Origin of the sequence: Leucobacter sp. UCD-THU (assembly GCF_000349545.1) — a bacterium.
Lineage (GTDB): Bacteria > Actinomycetota > Actinomycetes > Actinomycetales > Microbacteriaceae > Leucobacter > Leucobacter muris.
Genome location: NZ_KB714600.1, coordinates 248011 through 268757, shown reverse-complemented (window position 1 = coordinate 268757; position 20747 = coordinate 248011). Strand labels below are relative to the sequence as shown.

General features: G+C 71.6%; 17 protein-coding genes. 7 read left to right on the top strand and 10 right to left on the bottom strand.

Annotation, left to right across the window (positions count from 1 at the left end):
* The first annotated feature begins 182 nt into the window (after positions 1-182).
* The 5 genes from H490_RS20600 to H490_RS20580 all read left to right on the top strand — a co-directional run bounded on the left by H490_RS20600 (position 183) and on the right by H490_RS20580 (position 8124).
* The gene (locus H490_RS20600; RefSeq protein WP_017883320.1) at positions 183-1727 is read left to right on the top strand and encodes an ABC transporter substrate-binding protein; all 1545 of its coding nucleotides are present in this window, start codon (positions 183-185) and stop codon (positions 1725-1727) included.
* A gap of 174 nt (positions 1728-1901) precedes the next feature.
* Positions 1902-2843: an ABC transporter permease gene (locus H490_RS20595; protein WP_017883319.1), complete on the top strand. Its 942-nt coding sequence runs from the start codon at positions 1902-1904 to the stop codon at positions 2841-2843.
* Positions 2840-4693 carry a dipeptide/oligopeptide/nickel ABC transporter permease/ATP-binding protein gene (locus tag H490_RS20590; RefSeq protein WP_017883318.1) on the top strand — a complete coding sequence of 618 codons (1854 nt, stop codon included), beginning with the start codon at positions 2840-2842 and terminating at the stop codon, positions 4691-4693. The genes H490_RS20595 and H490_RS20590 overlap by 4 nt, the downstream gene beginning before the upstream one ends.
* Positions 4690-5583, top strand: a complete 894-nt coding sequence (locus H490_RS20585) for an ABC transporter ATP-binding protein (RefSeq protein ID WP_017883317.1) — start codon at positions 4690-4692, stop codon at positions 5581-5583. The genes H490_RS20590 and H490_RS20585 overlap by 4 nt, the downstream gene beginning before the upstream one ends.
* 162 nt (positions 5584-5745) lie before the next feature.
* Positions 5746-8124 carry a DEAD/DEAH box helicase gene (locus H490_RS20580; RefSeq protein WP_017883316.1) on the top strand — a complete coding sequence of 793 codons (2379 nt, stop codon included), beginning with the start codon at positions 5746-5748 and terminating at the stop codon, positions 8122-8124.
* 217 nt (positions 8125-8341) lie between these two features.
* On the opposite strand, the gene H490_RS20575 is transcribed toward H490_RS20580, so the two are convergent.
* The 8 genes from H490_RS20575 to H490_RS20550 form a co-directional block, all read right to left on the bottom strand.
* The gene (locus H490_RS20575) at positions 8342-8698 is read right to left on the bottom strand and encodes a nuclear transport factor 2 family protein (RefSeq protein ID WP_017883315.1); all 357 of its coding nucleotides are present in this window, start codon (positions 8696-8698) and stop codon (positions 8342-8344) included.
* Between the two features lie 83 nt (positions 8699-8781).
* On the bottom strand, positions 8782-10197 hold the full coding sequence (locus H490_RS20570) for an aldehyde dehydrogenase family protein (RefSeq protein WP_017883314.1): 1416 nt from the start codon (positions 10195-10197) through the stop codon (positions 8782-8784).
* A gap of 33 nt (positions 10198-10230) precedes the next feature.
* Positions 10231-11670: a multidrug effflux MFS transporter gene (locus H490_RS20565; RefSeq protein ID WP_238560308.1), complete on the bottom strand. Its 1440-nt coding sequence runs from the start codon at positions 11668-11670 to the stop codon at positions 10231-10233.
* A complete protein-coding gene (locus tag H490_RS20560; RefSeq protein ID WP_017883312.1) occupies positions 11667-12686 on the bottom strand; it encodes an alpha/beta hydrolase in 1020 nt (339 codons plus the stop codon). The genes H490_RS20565 and H490_RS20560 overlap by 4 nt, the downstream gene beginning before the upstream one ends.
* A complete protein-coding gene (locus tag H490_RS0115655; RefSeq protein WP_017883311.1) occupies positions 12683-13252 on the bottom strand; it encodes an alpha/beta hydrolase in 570 nt (189 codons plus the stop codon). Before H490_RS0115655 ends, H490_RS20560 begins: the two co-directional genes overlap by 4 nt.
* A complete protein-coding gene (locus tag H490_RS32805) occupies positions 13252-13920 on the bottom strand; it encodes an alpha/beta hydrolase (RefSeq protein ID WP_051066144.1) in 669 nt (222 codons plus the stop codon). Before H490_RS32805 ends, H490_RS0115655 begins: the two co-directional genes overlap by 1 nt.
* A gap of 2 nt (positions 13921-13922) precedes the next feature.
* Complete coding sequence (locus H490_RS20555) at positions 13923-14885, bottom strand: aldo/keto reductase (protein ID WP_017883310.1); 963 nt, start codon at positions 14883-14885, stop codon at positions 13923-13925.
* Between the two features lie 86 nt (positions 14886-14971).
* On the bottom strand, positions 14972-16087 hold the full coding sequence (locus tag H490_RS20550; RefSeq protein ID WP_017883309.1) for a zinc-binding dehydrogenase: 1116 nt from the start codon (positions 16085-16087) through the stop codon (positions 14972-14974).
* A gap of 182 nt (positions 16088-16269) precedes the next feature.
* On the opposite strand from H490_RS20550, the gene H490_RS20545 reads away from it, so the two are divergent.
* Positions 16270-17700 (top strand): amidohydrolase, encoded by a 1431-nt coding sequence (locus H490_RS20545; protein WP_017883308.1) that lies wholly within the window; start codon positions 16270-16272, stop codon positions 17698-17700.
* A gap of 159 nt (positions 17701-17859) precedes the next feature.
* Here the strand turns inward: H490_RS20545 and H490_RS20540 are convergent, their stop codons facing one another.
* Entirely contained in the window at positions 17860-18618 is a 759-nt protein-coding gene (locus H490_RS20540; protein WP_017883307.1) for an SDR family NAD(P)-dependent oxidoreductase, read from the bottom strand.
* A gap of 157 nt (positions 18619-18775) precedes the next feature.
* Here H490_RS20540 and H490_RS20535 point away from each other — a divergent pair, with 157 nt between their 5' ends.
* Entirely contained in the window at positions 18776-19774 is a 999-nt protein-coding gene (locus H490_RS20535) for an aldo/keto reductase (RefSeq protein WP_017883306.1), read from the top strand.
* A 152-nt stretch (positions 19775-19926) separates the two neighbouring features.
* Here H490_RS20535 and H490_RS20530 read toward each other — a convergent pair whose 3' ends face one another.
* Complete coding sequence (locus H490_RS20530; protein WP_017883305.1) at positions 19927-20649, bottom strand: alpha/beta fold hydrolase; 723 nt, start codon at positions 20647-20649, stop codon at positions 19927-19929.
* Positions 20650-20747: the final 98 nt, after the last annotated feature.

Sequence of the window (20747 nt, the reverse complement as noted above, 5' to 3'; positions counted from 1 at the left end):
TCGTAACATTCTCGGTGCCCCGCGCGACTTGTTTTTATTGTCAACGTGCGTAGAATGAAACGCGACGGCACGCCGAAGTGACGTCCATCGCATCTGGTGGGGACTCCATTCCCGGGCTGCGCGGTGGAGTTGCAACGGCGCCTCACCCTCACCCACATCTCCGAAAACCGAGAGAAGTAGACATGATGAAGAAAACCCTCACGGGCCTCGCAGCCGTCGCTGCGGCTGCGCTCGCGCTGACCTCCTGCTCGTCGGGCGGCTCCGGCGACGGCAGCGGGGGCGGAGGCGGCGAAGGCGCCGTCGTGCCCCTCAACGTCGGCAACTTCCTTGACGTGACCTCCTGGGATCCTGCGCTCGCCGACATCGGCTTCGACGGCCCCTACCTCTCCGCCATCTACGATCCGCTGGTCGTCGACAACGGCAAGGGCGAGCCCGAACCGGCGCTCGCGACCGAGTGGGAGGTCTCCGAAGACTTCAAGACCATCACCATGGATCTGCGCACCGACGCGGTCTTCTCGAACGGCGAGGAGTTCAACGCCGAGGCGGCCGTCAAGAGCCTCGAGTACCTCAAGGAGGGCGTGCGCTCGCAGGAGGCCTACACCAAGGTCGACAGCTTCGAGGTCGTCGACGAGGACACCATCGCGATCCACCTCACCCAGCGCGACGACACGATCCTCTACTTCATGGGCCTCGGCCGCAGCTACATGATGGCGCCCGCCGCCATCGACGACGGCAGCCTCGCCACCGCCCCCGTCGGATCCGGCCCCTACACGCTCTCCGACTCGAGCGTCGCGGGCTCCGAGTACCACTTCGACAAGGTCGCCGACCACTGGGCCGCCGCCGACTTCCCCTTCGACCCGCTCGTGATCTCGCCGCTGAGCGACCCGACCGCGATGCTCAACGGGCTCGAGGGCGGCCAGTTCAACGTGATCTACGGCGACCAGACCGCCATGGACATGGCCCCCGACTACGACTGGAACGTCAGCTCCGGCGTCGCCACCTGGGTGGGCCTGCAGTTCACCGACCGCACCGGCTCGACCGAGATGGGCAAGCCGCTCGGCGACCTCAAGGTGCGCCAGGCTCTGAACTACGCCTTCAACGGCGCTGAGATGCTGGGCGCGATCGGCCAGGGCGCCGGCGTCGACACCAACCAGGTGTTCCCCGACGGCACCGCGGGCAACCTGCCCGAGCTCAACGACCTCTACGCACCCAACATCGACACCGCGAAGAAGCTGCTCGCCGAGGCCGGCTACGCAGACGGCTTCGAGGTGAAGATGCCGATGGCCCAGCCGTTCCAGGCGTGGCAGGCCACCGTCGAGCAGGTCTTCGGCGAGCTGAACATCACGGTGAGCTGGGACGAGTACCAGTTCATGGACTACATGGGCAACGCTCCCACCTACCCGATGTTCATCGGCGTGATCTCGATGGACGGCAACCCGGTCGCCACCGTCGAGCGTCAGATCGTCAACCCCCAGTGGTACAACCCCACCCCGGGAGTCGACGCCTTCCCCGAGATCCAGGCCCAGGCCGACAAGGTCTTCACCGCCGAGCCCGGCGATGCCCAGACGGCCGAGATCGAGAAGCTCAACGAGCTGGTCACCGACCAGGCCTTCTACTCGGTGTGGTACCAGGCCAACAACGCCTACATCTCCACGTCGGAGTTCACCGTCACGCCGGTCATCGGCATGATGTTCCCGACGCTCCGCCACATCAACCTCGAGGGCTGAGCCGCCGACCCCGGGCCTGTCGCCCCTCTCGCCGAGAGGGGCGACAGGCCCGGGGGCGGCGATCCCGCGCCACGACAGCCGCGGGGAGCGGGATCCGCCCCTCGACCGGGCCGCGGAGCGACACGCTCCCCGCCCGCCCCAACGACTTCCCCGAAATCCGATTCAGGAGATCCGATGCTCTCATTCACGCTCAAGAGGCTGCTCTCGGGGGTGATCCTGCTGTTCGCGGTCGCGACAGGCACATTCTTCCTCGCGCACGCCGCGATCCCAGATCCCACGCTCGGCCTGCTCGGCAGCGCCGCGACGCCCGAGGCGCAGGCCGCGCTCGCGCAGAAGATCGGCACGGATCGGCCGCTGCTCGTGCAGTTCGGCGACTGGATCGGCGGCATGCTGCGCGGCGACTTCGGAGACTCCTGGAAGAACTTCCAGCCCATCGGCAAGCAGATCGCCCTCAAGCTGCCCGTCACGCTCTCGGTCGTCACCGTCTCGATCCTGCTCTCCGCAGTGCTCGGCGGTGTGCTCGGCGTGATCGCCGGCCTGCGTCCCAACACCTGGATCGACCGCGCGGTGAAGGCCGGATCCGTGATCCTCTTCGCCCTGCCCGGCTTCTGGGTGGCGCTCGTGCTCGTGATGATCTTCGCGGTGCAGCTCAAGTGGTTCCCCGCCGTCGGCTACACGGCACCCTCGCAGTCGGTCGGGGAGTGGCTGCAGTCGATCACACTTCCGGCCATCGCACTCGCGCTCGGCGCGATCGTGATGATCGCCGAGCAGCTGCGCAACGCCATCATGCAGGCCGACCGCCAGGACTACGTGCGCACGCTGCGCAGCCGCGGCCTGCCGCCCTGGCGCGTCGTGATCCACCTGCTGCGCAACGCGGCGCCCGCCTCGCTCACGATCCTCGCCCTCATGTTCGTCGGCCTGCTCTCGGGCGCCATCGTGGTCGAGCAGATCTTCGCGCTGCCCGGCATCGGCGCCATGACCCAGGGCGCCTCCCAGAACGGCGACATCCCGATGCTGCTCGGCATCACGGTCATCACCGTGATCTTCGTCGTCATCGTCAACTTCCTGCTCGACATCCTGCTCGGCTGGATCAACCCGAAGGCCCGTGTGAAATGACCGCCCCGATCACCGACACCGTCGCCGACGCCGTCGACTCGCGCGGCGGCAGCCGCGGCACGACGTTCGTCCGCTTCCTGCGCCGCCCAGCCGGCGCCGTCACCGCAGTCGTGCTGCTACTCATCGTGCTCGTCGCGGTGTTCGCGCCCTGGCTCTCGCCCCACGACCCGAACGCGGTCGACCTCGGCCTGACCCGCGCTCTGCCGAGCGCCGAACACCCTCTGGGCGGCGACACGACCGGCCGCGACGTGCTCAGCCGCATCATCTGGGGCACCCAGATCACACTGTGGGGCGCGCTCGTCGCGATCGTCACCTCCCTCGTGATCGGCGTCCCCTCGGGGCTCGCCGCCGGCTACTACGGCGGCGCGGTCGACCGCATCGGCACCTGGATCAGCGACGGCCTGCAGGCGATCCCCGGCATGATCATCCTGCTGATTGTCGCCGCCGCGTTCCGCAACGACTTCACCGTGCTCATGATCACGGTCGGCGTCTTCATGGCCCCCGGCTACTTCCGCCTCACCCGCTCCACCGTCATGGCGGTGCGCGGCGAGGCCTACGTCGACGCCGCGAAGGTGGCGGGGCTCTCGGACCTGCGCATCATGGGCCGCCACGTGATCCGCGCGGTCGTCGCCCCCATCGTGATCCAGTCGGCGCTCACCGCGGGCATGGCCATGGGCATGCAGGCCGGCCTGCAGTTCCTCGGCATCGGCGGCGGCACCACCCCCGGCTGGGGCGCCGCCATGAACGAGGGCTTCCGCGTGATGCGCACCGATCCGCTGCTGCTGCTCTGGCCCTCGCTCGCGCTCGGCATCACCATCGCCGCCCTCGCCGTCATGGGGTCGACCCTCGCCGACGTGATCAGCGTCAAGACGCCCACGCTCTCGCGCCGCGAGCGCAAGCGCATCGCGCGCCTCAACGCCGAGAAGACGCCCGCCGGCGCGACCGCCACCACCACCGGTTCGATCTCGGTCGCCGCCGTCGACTCGGCGGTGCGGCTCGAGAACCTGCGCGTCAACTACGAGACGACCGACGGCGAGGTCGAGGTGGTGCACGGCATCACCCTCGACGTGTCCCCCGGCGAGGTGCTCGGCATCGTGGGCGAGTCGGGATCGGGCAAGTCGCAGACGGTGTTCTCGATGCTCGACCTGCTGCCCAAGTCCGGCTACTACACGGCCGATGCGATCTGGATCGGCGGCGAGGACGTGACCACGCTCTCGAAGCGGGATCGGGCCCAGCTGCTCGGCCACGAGATCGGCTACATCCCGCAGGAGCCGATGTCGAACCTCGACCCCTCGTACACGATCGGCTACCAGTTGATCGAGCCGCTGCGCGCCGTGCACGGCATGAGCCGGTCCGAGGCGCGCGAGCGGGCCCTTGCGATGCTCGACCGGGTCGGCATCGTCGACCCCGCGCGCGTCATGAAGTCGTACCCGCACGAGCTCTCGGGCGGCATGGCCCAGCGCGTGCTCATCGCCGGCGCGATCGCGGGTAAGCCGTCGGTGCTCGTGGCCGACGAGCCCACCACGGCGCTCGACGTGACCGTGCAGGCCGAGGTGCTCGAGCTGCTGCGCGAGCTGCAGCAGGAGTACGACATGGCGCTCGTCATCGTCACCCACAACTTCGGCGTCGTCGCCGACCTCTGCGACCGCGTCGTCGTGATGCGGTCGGGATCGATCGTCGAGATCGACGACGTGGGCCCCATCTTCGAGAACCCCCAGAGCGACTACACGCGCGAGCTCATCGCGGCGTCGCTCGACGGTGCCGAGAGCCGCGTCGAGCTCGACACCGGTCTCGACGCGCACGCGCCCGCGGCGCCCGCCGCCCACGCCACGAAGGAGCAGAACGCATGAGCGAGACGATCCAGCCGCAGGGCGTGCAGGCGCCGCAGGCGTCGGCGGCGTCCCAGTCGGCGCACGGGGAGCCCCTGCTGCGGGCCGAGAACGTGGTCGTCGAGTACGGTTCCAAGCGCAAGCCCAACCGGGTGCTCCACGAGGTCTCGCTCGAGATCGGCGCGGGGGAGTGCGTGGGTCTCGTCGGCGAGTCGGGATCGGGCAAGTCGACGCTCGGCAAGGCGATCCTCGGCCTCGTGCCCGTCGCGGGCGGCAGGATCAGCTTCGACGGTCGCGACATCACGCACCTCAAGGGCCGCTCCCGGCGCGACCTCGCCTCCGACATCCAGGTGGTCTTCCAGGACCCCTACGGCTCGCTGAACCCGATGATGACGATCGGCGACATCCTCGCCGAGCCGCTCTCCACCGCGGGCACCTCCCGGGCCGAGGCCCGCAGGATCGTCGGGGAGATGCTCGAGCGGGTGAACCTGCCGGCGAGCGTGATCGACCGCTACCCGAGCGAGTTCTCGGGCGGGCAGCGGCAGCGCATCGCGATCGCCCGCGCGCTCGTGCGCAAGCCGAGGCTGATCATCTGCGACGAGCCGGTGAGCGCGCTCGACCTCACGACGCAGGCGACCGTGCTCGACCTGCTCATCGAGCTGCAGCGCGACACCGGCGTGTCGTACCTCTTCGTCTCGCACGATCTCGGCGTCGTGCGGCGCATCTGCCACCGCGTCGCCGTGATGTACCGCGGCAACCTGGTCGAGATCGGCGACGGCGAGCAGGTGACCCGGGATCCGCAGCACCCCTACAGCCAGCGGCTGCTCGCGGCCTCGCCCGTCGCCGACCCCGCCCTGCAGGCTCAGCGCCGCGCCGAGTGGCTCGCGCTGCGCGAGGCGCCCGCCGCGTAACGCGAGCCCCTGCGGGACCGGCACCGCGGGTCCGCTGCGCGGCAGCGATCCGGGGCGCCGATCCTGCACTGCAGCGGGGCGCGCGGTGCGGGCGGGCTGGGAGCTGAGCGCGGATCCGGGGACCGCGGCGCGGCGTCGCGCGATCCGCGGTAGGATTGTATGATGACCAATTCTGAAAACGTCGACGCAGGCGAGCCCATCGAGACCGCCACCGACGTAGCCTCCACCGAGGCTGCTGTACCGGCTGAACCCCAGCCCGAAGTTCCCGCGCAGGCCGACACCCGGGCCGATACCGCATCCGAGACCGCCCCCGAGACCGATTCCGAGCCCGAGGCGCAGGCCGATTCCGCGCCCGAGGCTGCGGCTGCGGCTGCGGCCGACTCCGCACCCGAAGCTGAGGCTGCGACCGAACCCGTCGCCGAAGCCGCTTCCGCCGAGAAGCCCGCCAAGAACGCAGAGAAGGCGCGCACCACCTTCGCCGATCTCGGGCTCGATCCCGATGTGCTGCGGGCCATCACCGACGTGGGCTACGAGAACCCGTCGGCCATCCAGGCGGCGACCATCCCCGTGCTGCTCAGCGGCCGGGACGTCGTCGGCCTTGCACAGACCGGCACGGGCAAGACGGCGGCGTTCGCGCTGCCGATCCTCAGCCGCATCGAGCCCGGCCAGGGGGTGCCGCAGGCCCTCGTGCTCGCCCCCACGCGCGAACTCGCGCTGCAGGTGTGCGAGGCCTTCGAGAGCTACGCCTCGCACCTGCCCGAGGTGCGTCTGCTGCCCGTCTACGGCGGTCAGGCCTACGGCCAGCAGCTGAGCGCGCTGCGCCGCGGCGTCGACATCGTGGTGGGCACCCCCGGCCGCATCATGGATCACCTGAACCGCGGCTCGCTCGACCTGTCGCAGATCAAGTACCTCGTGCTCGACGAGGCCGACGAGATGCTCAAGATGGGCTTCGCCGAAGACGTCGAGACGATCCTCGCCGACACCCCCGAGACTAAGCAGGTCGCACTGTTCTCGGCGACCATGCCCGCGCAGATCCGCCGCATCTCGCAGCAGCACCTGAACGACCCGCGCGAGATCAAGATCGCGGGCAAGACGCAGACGAGCGCGAGCATCACCCAGCGCTACAACGTCGTCTCCTACACGCAGAAGCTCGATGCGCTCACGCGCATCCTCGAGGTCGAGGACTTCGACGGCATGATCGTCTTCACGCGCACCCGCGGCGACTCGGAGCAGGTGGCCGAGAAGCTGCGCGCACGCGGATACTCGGCCGCGGCCATCAACGGCGACATCCAGCAGGCGCAGCGCGAGCGCACCGTGCAGGCGCTCAAGGACGGCAAGCTCGACATCCTCGTCGCGACCGACGTCGCCGCGCGCGGCCTCGACGTGGAGCGCATCAGCCACGTCATCAACTACGACCTGCCCATCGACACCGAGTCGTATGTGCACCGCATCGGCCGCACCGGCCGTGCGGGCCGCACGGGTGACGCGATCAGCTTCGTCACGCCGCGCGAGCGCCGCCTGCTCGGCGCCATCGAGAAGGCCACCAAGCAGCCGCTCACCCAGATGCCGCTGCCGCGCGTCGACGAGGTCAACGCGACCCGCCTCTCCCGCTTCGACGACGCGATCACCGCCGCGCTCGAGGAGACGAAGCGGATCGAGGCCTTCCGCGACATCATCGACCACTACGTGCGCCACCACGACGTGCCCGAGGCCGACGTGGCCGCGGCGCTCGCCGTGGTCGCGCAGGGCGATACGCCGCTGCTGCTCTCCGAGGACGACGATCGCAAGTTCGAGCGCGACCGCGCCCAGGCCGCGCGGTTCCTCGAGGACGGCTCGAGGGATCGCGGTCGGGGCGAGCGTGCCGAGCGCGGCGAGCGTGCGGATCGCGGGCCGAGGGAGCGCCGCGACGACCTGGCCATGTATCGGCTCGAGGTGGGTCACCGCCAGAAGGTGAAGCCGGGCCAGATCGTCGGCGCGCTCGCGAACGAGGGCGGGCTGTCGCGCGACGACTTCGGACGCATCCAGATCCGCGACGACTTCACCCTCGTCGAGCTGCCCAAGAAGCTGCCGGCCGAGTCGCTCGACAAGCTCGCGCAGACCCGCATCAGCGGCAAGCTCATCGAGATGTCGCTCGACAGGGGCGGATCCTACGGTGGCGGCCGCGACCGCGGTGACCGCTTCGACCGCGGGGGCCGGGGCGACCGAGGTGATCGGGGAGACCGGGGCGACCGCTCGGGCGGATACCAGCGCCGCGACCGCGATGATCGGGGCGGCTACGGCCGCAACAGCGGCGGGTACGACCGTTCCGACCGCGGCGGGTACGACCGCGGCCAGGATCGCGGCTACGACCGCAACCGCGGCTCGCGCGACGATCGCGGCGGGGAGCGCGGCGGGTACGACCGGGATCGCGGCAACCGCGGCTGGGACCGCGATGATCGCCGGGGCGGCGGAGACCGCTGGGATCGTGGCGGCAATCGCGATGGCGGCAACCGCGACGGCGGCGGCAACCGAGCCGACGGCAAGCGCAAGCCGCGCTGGTAGCGCTTCGAGAAGCTGAGGTCTGCGGCCCGGATGCTCCCTTCGGGGAGCACCCGGGCCGCAGGCGTTCGAGGCCCGTGCACGCCGCGGTGCGAGGCCTGCGGCCGGTCATGGGGCGCCTCGGGGATCCTGCTTCGGTGGAAGATCCGGCCTCGGTGAGATGGAAACCCGGGATCCGGCGTCACCGAGTCCGGGTCCCTCACCGAGGCCGTGCGAGCGCTCAGACCGTGGTGAACACCTTGCTGGTGATGCGCCACGCGCCGTCGCGCTTGACGAGCCCGAAGTGGTTGCGGAAGTCGGCGCCCAGGAAGCCCCGCTCGTCGAGCACGGCGTGCGCGACGTCGCCGGTGACGGTGATCCCGTGGATCTCGAATGAGTACTCGGGGCCCGAGGGCTCGGCCGTCGCGACGACGTTCGCCGCGAACTCGGCGCCGGTCATCGTGACGTAGTCGGGGCCGAGGTAGCCCCACATCACGGAGTTCTCGTCGAACGCGTCGCGCACGGCGTCGGCGTCGGCGGCCTTGCACCCGTCGACGTACTGCTGCACCGCGGCCTCGACGGCTGCTGCTTCACTCATGATTCCTGCTTTCGTGGTGGGATGCGCGAACGGGCGCGGCCGCGCTCGGAAGAGCAGCCGCGCCCGTCTCCGGGAAGGGGCGATCAGCGTCCGCTGATCACCTGGGGCTCGGCGACGGCCTTCAGGCCCTCGACGCCGAACTCCCGGCCGTAGCCCGACTTCTTCGCGCCGCCGAACGGCACCATCGGGTGCAGCCCGCCGTGCGAGTTGATCCACGTGGTGCCGGCCTGCAGGCGGCCGGCGACCTCGAGCGCCTTCGCGCGATCCTGCGTCCACACCGAGGAGCCGAGGCCGAACTCGAGCTCGTTCGCGAGCTTGATGACCTCGTCGAGGTCGGTGTAGCGGATGATCGGCAGCGCCGGGCCGAACTGCTCCTCGACCACGAGGTCGTTGTGGGGGTCGATGTCGGCGACGATCGTGGTCGGGTAGAAGTTGCCGGGGGCGTCACGGTCCGGCTCTCCGCCGAGCACCACGCGGGCGCCCGAGGCCTTGGCGGCCTCGACGAGGCGGTCGACGGTGTCGAACTGGCCCCGGTTCTGCAGCGGACCGAGCACGTTGTTCTCGTCGAGGCCGACACCCATCGGCACGTTCGCCGCCACCTTCGCGAGCTCCTCGACGACCTGGTCGTAGACCGAGTCGTGCACGTAGAGGCGCTTGAGCGCGGCGCAGGTCTGGCCGGTGTTGATGAACGCGCCCCAGAAGAGGTCCTCGGCGATGGCCGCCGGGTCCACGTCGGGCAGCACGATGCCGGCGTCGTTGCCGCCGAGCTCGAGCGTGAGGCGGGTCACGTTGTTGGCCGAGGCCTCGATGATCTGCTGGCCGACGGGCGTCGAACCGGTGAACATGATCTTGCCGATCTTCGGGCTGCGGGTGAGGGCGTCGCCCACCGTGCGTCCGGGGCCGGTGACGACGTTGAGCACACCCTCGGGCAGCACCTGGTTCATGACGGCGACGAGCGCGCGCACCGACAGCGCGGTGGTGTCGGCGGGCTTGATCACGACGGTGTTGCCCATGCGCAGCGACGGCGCGATCTGCCAGATCGAGATCATCATGGGCCAGTTCCACGGCGAGATCGCACCGACCACGCCGATGGGGCGGTAGTGCATCTCGGCATAGCCCGACTCGTCGTCGACGAGCACCTCGACCGGCAGCGGGGTTTCGGCGGCGGTGCGGGTCCACGCCACGCAGCCGCCCACCTCGAAGCGGGCGTTCGGGCCGTTGAGCGGCTTGCCCTGCTCGCGCGAGAGCAGCTCGGCGAGCGCCTCGGCCGACGCCTCGATCTTGTCGGCGGCCTGGTGCAGGTAGGCGCGGCGCTCGTCGTCGCCGAGCGCGGCCCAGGCGGGCTGAGCGGCCTCGGCCTTGTCGATCGCGGCCTCCAGATCCTCGATCGACTGCTTCTGCACCTTGCCGATCACCTCGTCGGTGGCGGGGTTGACCGAGTCGCGGGTCTCGCCCTCGGTTGCGACGACTGCTGCGAGCAGGCTTTCGTAGGTTTCCATGGATCCTCCAGGTCGAATACCGCTAGATGTCATTCAGGGTAGCTTTTCGGGCCGGCCGGGGCTTGTCTCGGGCGGTGCCCCCGTTGTCTCTGAGGGAACAGTCGGCGCGGCGCCCGTGTCGTCGTCCGTCGCAGCACCCGTACCCGGATCCACCGCCGCTTCGGCCACCGGTCCTGTTGCCGTGCCCGGAAGCGACGCCGCGTCGGCCTCGGCGCGGGCTCTCGCCGAGAGCGGCCGCCCGGCATCCGCCGGGGCGAGCCGCCGCACCGCGAGCCAGCCGATGAGGGCGGCCGCGGCCGATCCCGCCGCGACGCTCGTCGCCATGGTCTCGGCAGAGCTGCCGGCGAGCGCCGACACCACCGGAGCCGCCACCGCGCCCGCGGTGAACATCGCCATGCCGAGCAGCGCCGACGCGGTGCCCGCCCTCGAACCGTGCCCGCCGAGGGCGAGGGAGGTGCCGTTCGGGCCGCCGAGCCCGGCCGCGCCCAGGTAGAGGGCGAGCAGGGCGATGAAGACGGGTGCCGGGGCGCCGAGCAGGGTCACGACGAGCAGCGCGATCGCGGCCGCTGCGCCGGCCAGCTGGCCCGTGAGGTACATGCGCGCCGTGCCGAGCCGACGCACGAACACGCGGCTGAGCTGGGCGCCCCCGAGCTGCGAGAGCGCGTTCATCGCGAAGACGAGGCTGAAGAGCTGCGGGGTGAGACCGAACTGGCCCTGCAGCACGAAGCTCGACATCGACAGGTACGAGAAGAAGGCCGCACCGCCCAGGCACGCCGCCAGCATGAGCGCCACGAACAGCGGGTCGCGCAGCACGACCGACGCGTGCGTCACCGTCGTGCCGAGCACACTGCCCGAGTGGCGGCCGGCCTCGGGCAGCGACTCGCGCAGCCCGAAAACGGCCACGAACACGAGCGCGACGCCGATCCCGGCGAGCACGAAGAAGATGCTGCGCCAGTCCATCACCCGTGCCAGCTGGCCCCCGATCACCGGAGCGATGATCGGGGTGAGCGAGGTGACGAGCGCGAGCAGCGACAGCATCCGCGAGAGCTCGATCCCGTGGAACAGGTCGCGCGCGACCGCCATGCTGATCACCACTCCGGCCGATCCCGCGAGCCCCTGCATCAGACGCGCCGCGAGCAGCACCTCGATCGTGGGCGCCACGGCGCACACCGCCGAGAGCACCGCGAAGAGCACCACCCCCACCACGAGGGGCCGCTTGCGCCCGAAGCGGTCCGAGAGCGGGCCGGCGATGAGCTGCCCGATCCCGAGCCCGATCATGCACACCGACATGGTCGCCTGGGCGAGCGCGTCGGAGGTGTCGAGGGAGCGGGCGAGCTGCGGCAGCTGCGGCAGGTAGAGATCCATCGAGAGCGGCCCGAACGCCTCGAGCAGGCCGAGCACCAGCGTGATGCGCAGCAGCCCCATCGGCCGCGAGGGCGAGGCGCCCGCGCGCCGTCGTGCACGCGCGCTCATCGGGCGAGGATCCGGCGCCACCAGCTGTCGCGGGCGTCGTTCGCGGCGTGCGACACCACGGCGTCGGGGGAGAAGCCCGTGAAACCGTGATAGCCGCCCGACCAGACGTGCAGCTCGGCCTCGCCGCCGGCCGCCCAGATGCGGCTCGCGTAGTCGACGGACTCGTCGCGGAACACCTCGGCCGAGCCGACCTCGATGAACGCGGGCGGCAGCCCCGACAGGTCGGTCGCCCGGGCGGGCGCCTGGTAGGGGTGCACGCGCTCGCCGCCGCGGTCGGCGCCGAGCGCGGCGTCCCAGCCGGTGTCGTTGTTGTTGCGATCCCAGGCGCCGATGCCGTCGTACTGCCAGGCCGACACCGTCGTGTTGCGGTCGTCGATCATGGGGCAGCCCACGAGCTGGCCGGCGATCGCGGGGCCGCCGCGATCCCGCGCGATGAGCGACACCGCGGCGGTGAGACCGCCGCCGGCGGACGCGCCCGACACGACGATGCGCGCGGGGTCGATGCCGAGCCGGTCGGCGTTCTGCGACATCCAGACGAGCGCGGCGAAGCAGTCCTCCGCCGCGGCCGGCGCGGGGTGCTCGGGGGCGAGGCGGTACTCGACCGCGACGCCCACCGTGCCGAAGCGCTCGGCGAGGTCGATGAGCTCGCCCGTGCCGAAGAAGCGGGTGCCGAGCACGTAGCCGCCGCCGTGGATGCCGAGCACGCCGGGGCGCGGGGCGTCGTGCTCGCCGCTTCCCCGGGGCCGCACGATCGTCACCTCGATGCCGGGCGATCCCGCGGGGCCCGGGATCGTGCGGTGCTCCCACTCGACCGCGCGGCCGTCGGCCTGCACCTCCATCGAGGGCGTGATCGAGGCGAAGTGCGCGCGGTTCTCGAGGATGGTGTGGGCGCGCAGCGGGATGCGCTCCACGAGGTCGAGGAAGAAGGCGAGGCCGGCCTCGAGCTCGGGATCGTAGGGGACGCTGGCGGGACGCGCCTCGGGCTCGGCGGCCCGGTAGCGCTGCGGGGCGGTCATCGTGCGGCCCCCTGGTCGGCGGCGCCGACGGGATCCTGCGCGGCGGACCCGGCCGCGAGCGGCTTCGGCGGGGGTGCCGCCACGGTGCCGAGCACGCGGGCGAGCCACGAGTCGCGCGACGCGAGCGCGGCCCGGGTGATCTCGGCCTCGGGCATGTACATGTCGAAGCCGTGGCAGCCGCCCGACCAGACGTGCAGCTCGGCGGGGCCGCCCGTCGCCCAGATGCGCCGGGCGTAGTCGACGTCCTCGTCGCGGAACATCTCGGCGGCGCCCACCTCGATGAACGCGGGCGGCAGCCCCGCGAGGTCGTCGGCGCGCGCGGGCGCCGCGTACGCGGGCGCGCGGTCGGAGTAGGCGAGCTCCTCGCCGAGCACGCACTCCCACGCGAGCAGGTTCGCGTCGCGGGTCCAGGTGCCGATGCCGTCGTACTGCAGGCTCGACACGGTCGAGTTCGTGTTGTCGAGCATGGGGCACAGCAGCAGCTGGCCGGCGATCGCGGGGCCGCCGCGGTCGCGCGCCATGAGCGACACCGCGGCCGCGAAGGCGCCTCCGGCGCTGCCGCCCATCACGACGAGGCGGTCGGGATCGGCGCCCAGTTCGGCCGCGTGCTCGGCGACCCAGCGGTTTTCGATGGAATTTTTGGTGCACGAGNGACGACTCCGAGGACGAAGAACGAGACGACGGCGAAACAGATGCTCAGGAGCACGGTGCCGAAGACGAAGAGGAAGTGTTTAGCTTTGAAAAATGAATTCGAAAAGTGTTCGGGGGCGAGCCGGTACTCGACGTTCACCCCGACCACGCCGTGGCGCTCGACGAGATCGATCACACGACCGTGCTCCCAGGCGCGGTGGCCCACGATCATGCCGCCGCCGTGGAAGTTCACGAGCACGGGCAGGGGGTCGGGCCCGCGGTCGGCGGGGGCGAACACGGTGGCCTCGAGCGCCGGGGCGCCGACGGGCCCCGGGATCACGAGCTCCTCGGCGGTCACCGCGCGACCCACGACGAGTTCGGCGCCGCTCGGGAAAGCGGGGCCGAGGCCCGGCTCCCGCATCGCCGCGAGCGTCTCTCGGCTGAGACCGGGCTGCGGAGTCGCAGCCAGCGCCTCGAGCACGGGCACGACCTCGGGGTCGAAGGGCACGGGCGCGACGCTGGGCCGGCCGTGGGCGACGGGGCGGAGGGATCCCGATCCCGATCCCGATCCCGCCGCTGCTCCTGCTGCGGCGTCGGTGCTCATGGTCACGGTCCCTCCGGGTCGACGAGGCCGCGGTCGGCCCAGAACGGCTCGACGCGCGCGCGGATGGTCTCGGAGCCCACGCGGTCGAGCAGCTCGAGGCTGCCGAGGTTCGCCTCGAGCTGGGCGGTGCTCGACGTTCCGAAGAGGGTGGTCGCGGTCGCCGGGTGGGTGAGCGTGAACGCGATCGCCAGCTGGGCGGGGGTGCCGCCGAGCTCGTCGGCGAGCTCGACGAAGGCGGGCACGTCGTCGATGATGCGCTGGCGGATGCCGCCCGGATCGCGCCCCACCTCGCGGTCGGTCGCCACCTTGCCGGCGAGGTAGCCGCCCTCCATCACGTCGGAGGCCTGCATGGAGAGCCCCTGCTGCCACAGGCGCGCGAACGGCTCGCCGTCGGGGATCGAGCGGCGGGAGATGCTGTACTTGAGCTGCGCGATCTCGGGCGCGGCGATGCCCTCGGCGGTCGCGATGTCGAGCAGGGCCTGCACGTTCGACGCCGACCAGTTGTTGACGCCCCAGGCCCGGATCAGGCCCGCGCGCTGCAGTTCGTCGAGGCTGAGCGCGATGTCGCGCAGTTCGACGTCGTCGCGGCGCAGGTCGCCGAGGATCACGAGGTCGGCGTGGTCGTCGCCGACGCGGAAGAGCGCGTTCTCGAGCTGCGGTCGGAAGCCGCGGTCGGCGTCCCAGCCCTCGAGCCAGAGCTTCTCGGAGAGCAGGTACTCGTCGCGGGGCACGCCCACGGCGCGGATGATCGCCGAGAATAGCACGTCGGTGAAGGCCGGCGGCATGCCCGGGGCGCCGTAGACGCCCACGTCGAAGAGGTTGACGCCGCGGTCGACGGCGGTGCGCACCATCGCGACCGCGTCCTCGAAGTGCATGCGGTCGTAGATGTGCCACGATCCGAGCGCGAAGACGGAGGTCTCGAGTTCGCTGCGGCCGATGCGGCGGCGGGGGACTGGGGTGGTCATGGGGGTCCTTTCGATGGTGAGGGGCCGTCGGCCGCCGCGCGCTCGGCCGGGGCGCGAGCGCGTGCGGAGCGACGGGAGCGGGTGGGTCAGGCGGCGTCGATGCGCGGATCGATCACGGCCTTCACCTCGCCCAACCGGTGCATGTTGGCGATGCGGTCGGAGGCCTCGGCGAGGCCGCACGGCTGCGAGAACAGCTCGTCCCAGGGGAAGCGGTCCGCGAAGGTGCGGAAGAACTCGATGGATCGGAAGTAGTCGGAGACGTCGCCGTTGAGGGATCCCACGACCGTGAGCTCCTTGCCCATGATCGCTGAGAGCGGGAAGGGATCGCCGGCGGGGCCGGTCGAGCCGACGATCGCGACCGTGCCGCGCTGAGCGGCCATGCCGACGGCCTCGGGGCCGATGCTCGGCGCTCCGGCGAAGTCGAGCACGAGGTCGGCGCCCCGGCCCTCGGTGATTTCCAGCACGCGCGCGATGGTCGCCTCCGAGCCGCCCGCGATGTCGACGGTGTGGGTCGCGCCGAAGCGCTCCGCGAGGGCGAGGCGCGGCGCGGGGGCGCCCACCGTGACGACGGTGCCCGCCCCCGAGATGCTCGCGACCGCGGTGGCGAACAGGCCCAGTGCGCCCGAGCCCTGCACGACGACCCGGGATCCGGGTCGCACGCCGCCCGCGCGATCGAAGGCGCGCAGCACGGTCTTCGCGGCGCAGCCCGCCGCCGAGGCCCACGTGTCCTTGACCTCGGCGGGCAGTCGCAGCTTCTGCGCGCCGGGCGTCACGTACGCGTACTCCGAGAGGCCGGCGGTCGCGTAGGGGACGACGTCGCTGCGCTGCAGGAACCCGTAGCCGCGCCGGGAGCACGCGACGGGCTGGCGCAGCACCGTGCAGCCGAAGCACTCGCCGCACACCGACTCGGACCAGCCGATGCGGTCTCCGACGGCGAGCGGCTCGCCGAGGGCGTCGACGGCGCCCTCGCCGACGGCGACGACCTCGCCCACCATCTCATGCCTGAGCACCATCGGCAGCATGCCGGGGAAGGTCATCTTGCCCGCCCAGATCTCGATATCGGTGCCGCAGAGCGTGGTGCAGGTGATGCGCACGAGCGCGGCGCCGGGTTCGACGCGGTCGGGGAGGGGGAGTTCCTGCATCTCGAGCGGCGAGCCGTGCTCGGTGAGCACGGCCGCGCGGGTGGATGTGGGAATCGTCATCGAAAGCTCCATTCCGTTGGATGTCGGCATGGCGTCGTTGCACGGATGCCGAGGATGTGGTTTTATTCTACATACGTTGACCCAAACGGGGAGCCCCGATTCACCGATGAATCGGGGGACTCGCGATCGCGAGAGAATCCACTGAGACGGAGTGCATCCATGACACCCAAGCGGAGCGCATCATGACGCGGCGCAGCGCGGCATCATCGGGCGGCAGGGCCCCTGCGGGCCCGAGCGGCTCGGCCGACCTCGTGCTGCTCGGCGGCGCCGTGCTCACGATGGACGAGGCCGCGAACCGCGCCGAGGCCGTCGCCGTCTCCGACGGGCGCATCGTCGCCGTCGGCTCGACGGCCGACATCGGACCCCTCATCGGCGAGGGCACCCGCGTGATCGAGCTCGACGGCCGCGCGCTGCTGCCAGGCATCAACGACTCCCACCTGCACGCCACCTGGCTCGGCGCCCGCTGGCCGCACACCTTCTTCGGCGCCCCCGATCCCGAGGCCGCCGCCGGCGTCGGCGGCGTGCTCGCCCCCGACCGGGACGCCCGCCGCGCCGCGATCCTCGCCGCCGGACGGATGCTGTCCGAGCTCGGCATCACGAGCTACACCGAGCCGGGCATCGGGCCCGGAGAGGACGAGGGCGAGACCGGCTGCTTCCACAGCGAGGTGCTCGACGTCTACCGCGAACTCGCCGCCGCGGGCGCACTGCGTCAGCGCGTCACCATGCTCGCGCTCTACGGCGTGCTCGACGGCCCGAGCGACGTCGAGACGGTGCTCGCCGGCATCCGCGAGCGCGCCGTCGCCGCTCCCGAGCCCGACCCGGCCTGGCTCAACGTGCCGGGCGTCAAGATCTTCGGCGACCTCATCCCGCTCTCGCGCCAGGCCTGGACCGAGCGGCCCTACGACGACGGCACCCACGGCGACCTGCTCGTGCGCGGCGACGGCATCGAGCAGAAGGCCGAGCGGCTCGCCGAGATGATCCGCGCCGCCCACGGGGCCGGCCTGCAGATCGGCCTGCACGCCACCGGCGACCGCACCATCCAGCTCGCCCTCGACGCGATCGCCGAGGCAGCGGCGCAGCCCGGCGCCCCCTCCGCGCAGCAGCTCGGCCACGTCATCATCCACGGCGACCTCGCCACCGCCGAGCAGGTGCGGCGCATGGCCGAGCTCGGCGTCTGGCTCAACGCGCAGCCGGGCATCGCCTCGATCACCGGCGAGTGGCTCGCCGCCATGATGGGGCCCGAGACGGCCGCCGAGGCCTGGCAGTTCGCCGCCGCCCTCGACGCGGACGTGCTCGTGCTCTCATCGGACGCGCCCGTGCTGCACTACGACTGGCGCCGCTGGATCGCCGCCGCCGACGAGCGCATCGTCGCGATGGGCGGAGGCACCTCGCCCGCCGCCGCGCGCGACCGGCTGCACCGGCTGCTGCGCGCCTACACCGCGGTGCCCGCCGAGCAGGACCGCGCCGACGCCTGGAAGGGCACGATCGAGGTCGGAAAGGCCGCGGATCTCGCCGTGCTCGCCTCCGACCCCTTCGAGACCGGTGCCGCCGGGCTGCCCGACGTGGCCGTCGACCTCACCGTGCTCGACGGGCGCGTGGTCTTCGAGCGCTAGATATCGTTCCCCGTGAGGTGGTCGGCCTCATTGAGACAGCCCGTTTGTGTCGAGTCGGCTTGCAATTCACGCGAATTGCAGGCCGACTCGATACGAATAGGCCGGCGGCGGATCGCCGGGGCGGTGATCCGCCGCCGCCGATCCACCCGGCCCTCGGGCTCAGGTGAGCAGCTGGCCGCCGTCGACGGCGAGGCTCACGCCGGTGATGTGCCCGGCGCTCCCGCTCGCCAGGAACACGACCGCCGGCGCGATGTCCGAGACCTGGGCGAGGTCGCCGAGCGGGATGCGGCTCGACCAGGCCTCACGGGCGGGTGATCCCTCGGGCATGCCCATCTCGAGCATCGGCGTGAGCACCGGCCCCGGGGCGACCGCATTCACGCGGATGCCGTGAGCGGCGAGCTCGATCGCCGCCCAACGCGTGACGGAGTCGACGGCCGCCTTGCTCGATTCGTAGGCGCCCATGCCGGGGGTGGGCTGGCGCCCGCCGATCGACGAGATGTTGACCACGGCGCCCCCGCCGCCCGCGGCGATGCGATGCCTCGCGAACGCCTGGATCATATTGAACGTGCCGATCACGTTGACCTCGAGGATCGAGCGGTAGGCATCGGGTTCCAGCTCGGTCACAGTGCCGTGCACCGAGAGGATGCCGGCGTTGTTGACGAGTACGTCGACGCCTCCGCGCTCTGCGAGGCCGTGCAGCGCCTCGGCCGCGGAGGCCGCGTCGGTGATGTCGAGGGCGAGCGGCTCCGCGCCGAGCGCCTCGGCGGCCGCGGCCACCGCGGCCGCGTCGCGATCGACGAGGATCACGCGGTCGCCCGCCGCGGCGAAGGCGCGGGCGATGCCCTGGCCGATGCCGCCGGCGCCGCCGGTGATGAGGACGGTGCGGGATCCGGCGCTGCCGGGAGTGGGTGAGGTCACGGTGACTCCTTCGTCGTGCTGATGTGCGGGCGATCCCGGGCGTCCCACTGAATGGCACTGGATCGATCCTCGTTTATATTATACGATCGTAGAAAATAAAAGGGCAACGGGGTCGCGACGATCCGCGTCCCCGCCCGAGAGCTGCGAGGAGGCGGTTGTGGAGTTCAGCGGAAAGGTCCCCACTCGGAAGCTCGGACCGGGCGGGCCGGAGGTGCCGGTGTTCGCGCTCGGCTCCTGGAACATCTGGGATCGCATGGAGGCGGAGGATCGCCTCGCCCTGATGCGCCGCGCCGTCGACGCGGGGTCGGCGTTCTTCGACGTCGCCTACTACAACATGGGCCCGCACGCCGAGGCCTCCCGCACCGACCTGCTGTTCGGCGAGGCGATCCGCAAGCTCGGGCTCGCCCGCTCCGACTACCAGCTCTGCGGCAAGCTGTGGCTGTGGGAGTATCCCCAGACGGGCTTCGCCGGGCAGATGGACGTGTCGCTCGAGCGCATCGGAGCCGGCGCGGGCGGGCCCGAGAGCTTCGACACGGTCGTCGTGGGCGACTTCATGGGCGACATCGACATCGCCCAGGTGGTGCGCGACGTGCAGGCCGAGATCGACCGCGGCAGCTTCGCGAGCTGGGGGGTCAACAACTGGCCGGCGGAGTCGCTGCGGCTCGCGCTCGCCACCGCGGCGGCCGAGGGTCTCACCCCGCCGAGCTTCGCGCAGCTCAAGTACGGGCTCGTGCGGCGCAGCATGGCCGAGGGCGAGTTCTACGGCCGCTGGTTCGACGAGGGCACGCTCGCACTGCAGGCCTCCGACGCCTTCGAGGGCGGCATCCTCGTCGGCAAGCTCAGCCCGCAGCGCAAGATCGGCGCCGACGTGGGCGGCATCCGCGAGCGCATCGTCGCCGCGTATCCCGAGGTGCAGCGCATCGCGGCGTCGTTCGACGCGACCCCGGCGCAGCTCGGCATCGCGTTCTGCCTCGCCAACCCCGCCACCGCGAACGTGCTCTTCGGCGCCTCGAGCGTGCGGCAGTTCGACGACAACCTCGGTGCGATCCCGCTGCTCGAGCGGGTGGGCGCGCAGGGGATCCGCGAGGCCGCCGCCGAGCTGTGGCTCGACCGCGAGGTGCGCGCCGACGGGGTCTGGGCGCCGCCCGTCGCGTAGCCCGGCCCGCCGCCCTGGTGCGCGCCGCCCTGGTGCGCGCCGCCCGTCGCGTGGCCCAACCCGATGAGTCGGCCCGTTCGTGCCGAGTCGGCCTGGAATTCGCGCGAGTTCCTGGCCGACTCGATCATTCCTGGCCGACTCGATGATCCGTTCTACTGGGCGAGGAAGTGGATCGCGGCCTCGCGGAACTCGGGGCTGTCGAGCGCCGCCCGGTGGTCGCCCGGCACGTGGGTGAGCGAGGCCTGGGGCAGCGCATCGACGAGCTGCTCGACGCCCTGCGTCATCTGGTCGTCGCTGCCCGCGACGAAGAGCGTCGGCACCTCGGGGCCGCCGGTCTGCGGCGCGAAGGGCTCGCTCGCGAGGCCCGGGATCAGCTTCGCGAGCGACGCGGTGTCGCGGCCGGGGGCCGAGATCATGCCGGCCATCATGCCGACGAGCGGGTCGGCGGGTTCGGCGCCGCCGAGCACGGCCTCGAGCTCGGCGGGGTCGACCGCGGCGAAGGGCTCGAACACGCTGAGTCCGCCGAGCACGAGGCGGCGCACCCGCGGCGACGCGGCGGGCAGCTCCCACGCGAGGCGCGAGCCCAGCGAGTACGCCATGACGTCGAGGTCGCCCACGGGGGCGGCGCTCGCGGCGGCATCGAGGATCGCGGCGACGACGGCCGAGGTCGAGGCGTCTGCGGCGGAGGCGACGGCCGGGCTCTCGCCGTGGCCCGGCAGGTCGATCGCGACGACGGTGCGACCCGCGGCGCGCAGCGAGTCGACCCAGCCGGTGGTCAGGAAGTCGTCGGCCGCGCTCGATGCGAAGCCGTGCAGCAGCACGACGGGAGGCTGCTGCGAACCCTCGGCGGGGAAACGGTGGACGGTGAGAGCCATGATCGACCTTTCGACGGTGAAGCGGTGCAACGGAGGGCGGGGTCAGGGGACGCGGTGCGATCGCCCCGGAGAGGCGAGCGAAGACCGGTTGCACCCGG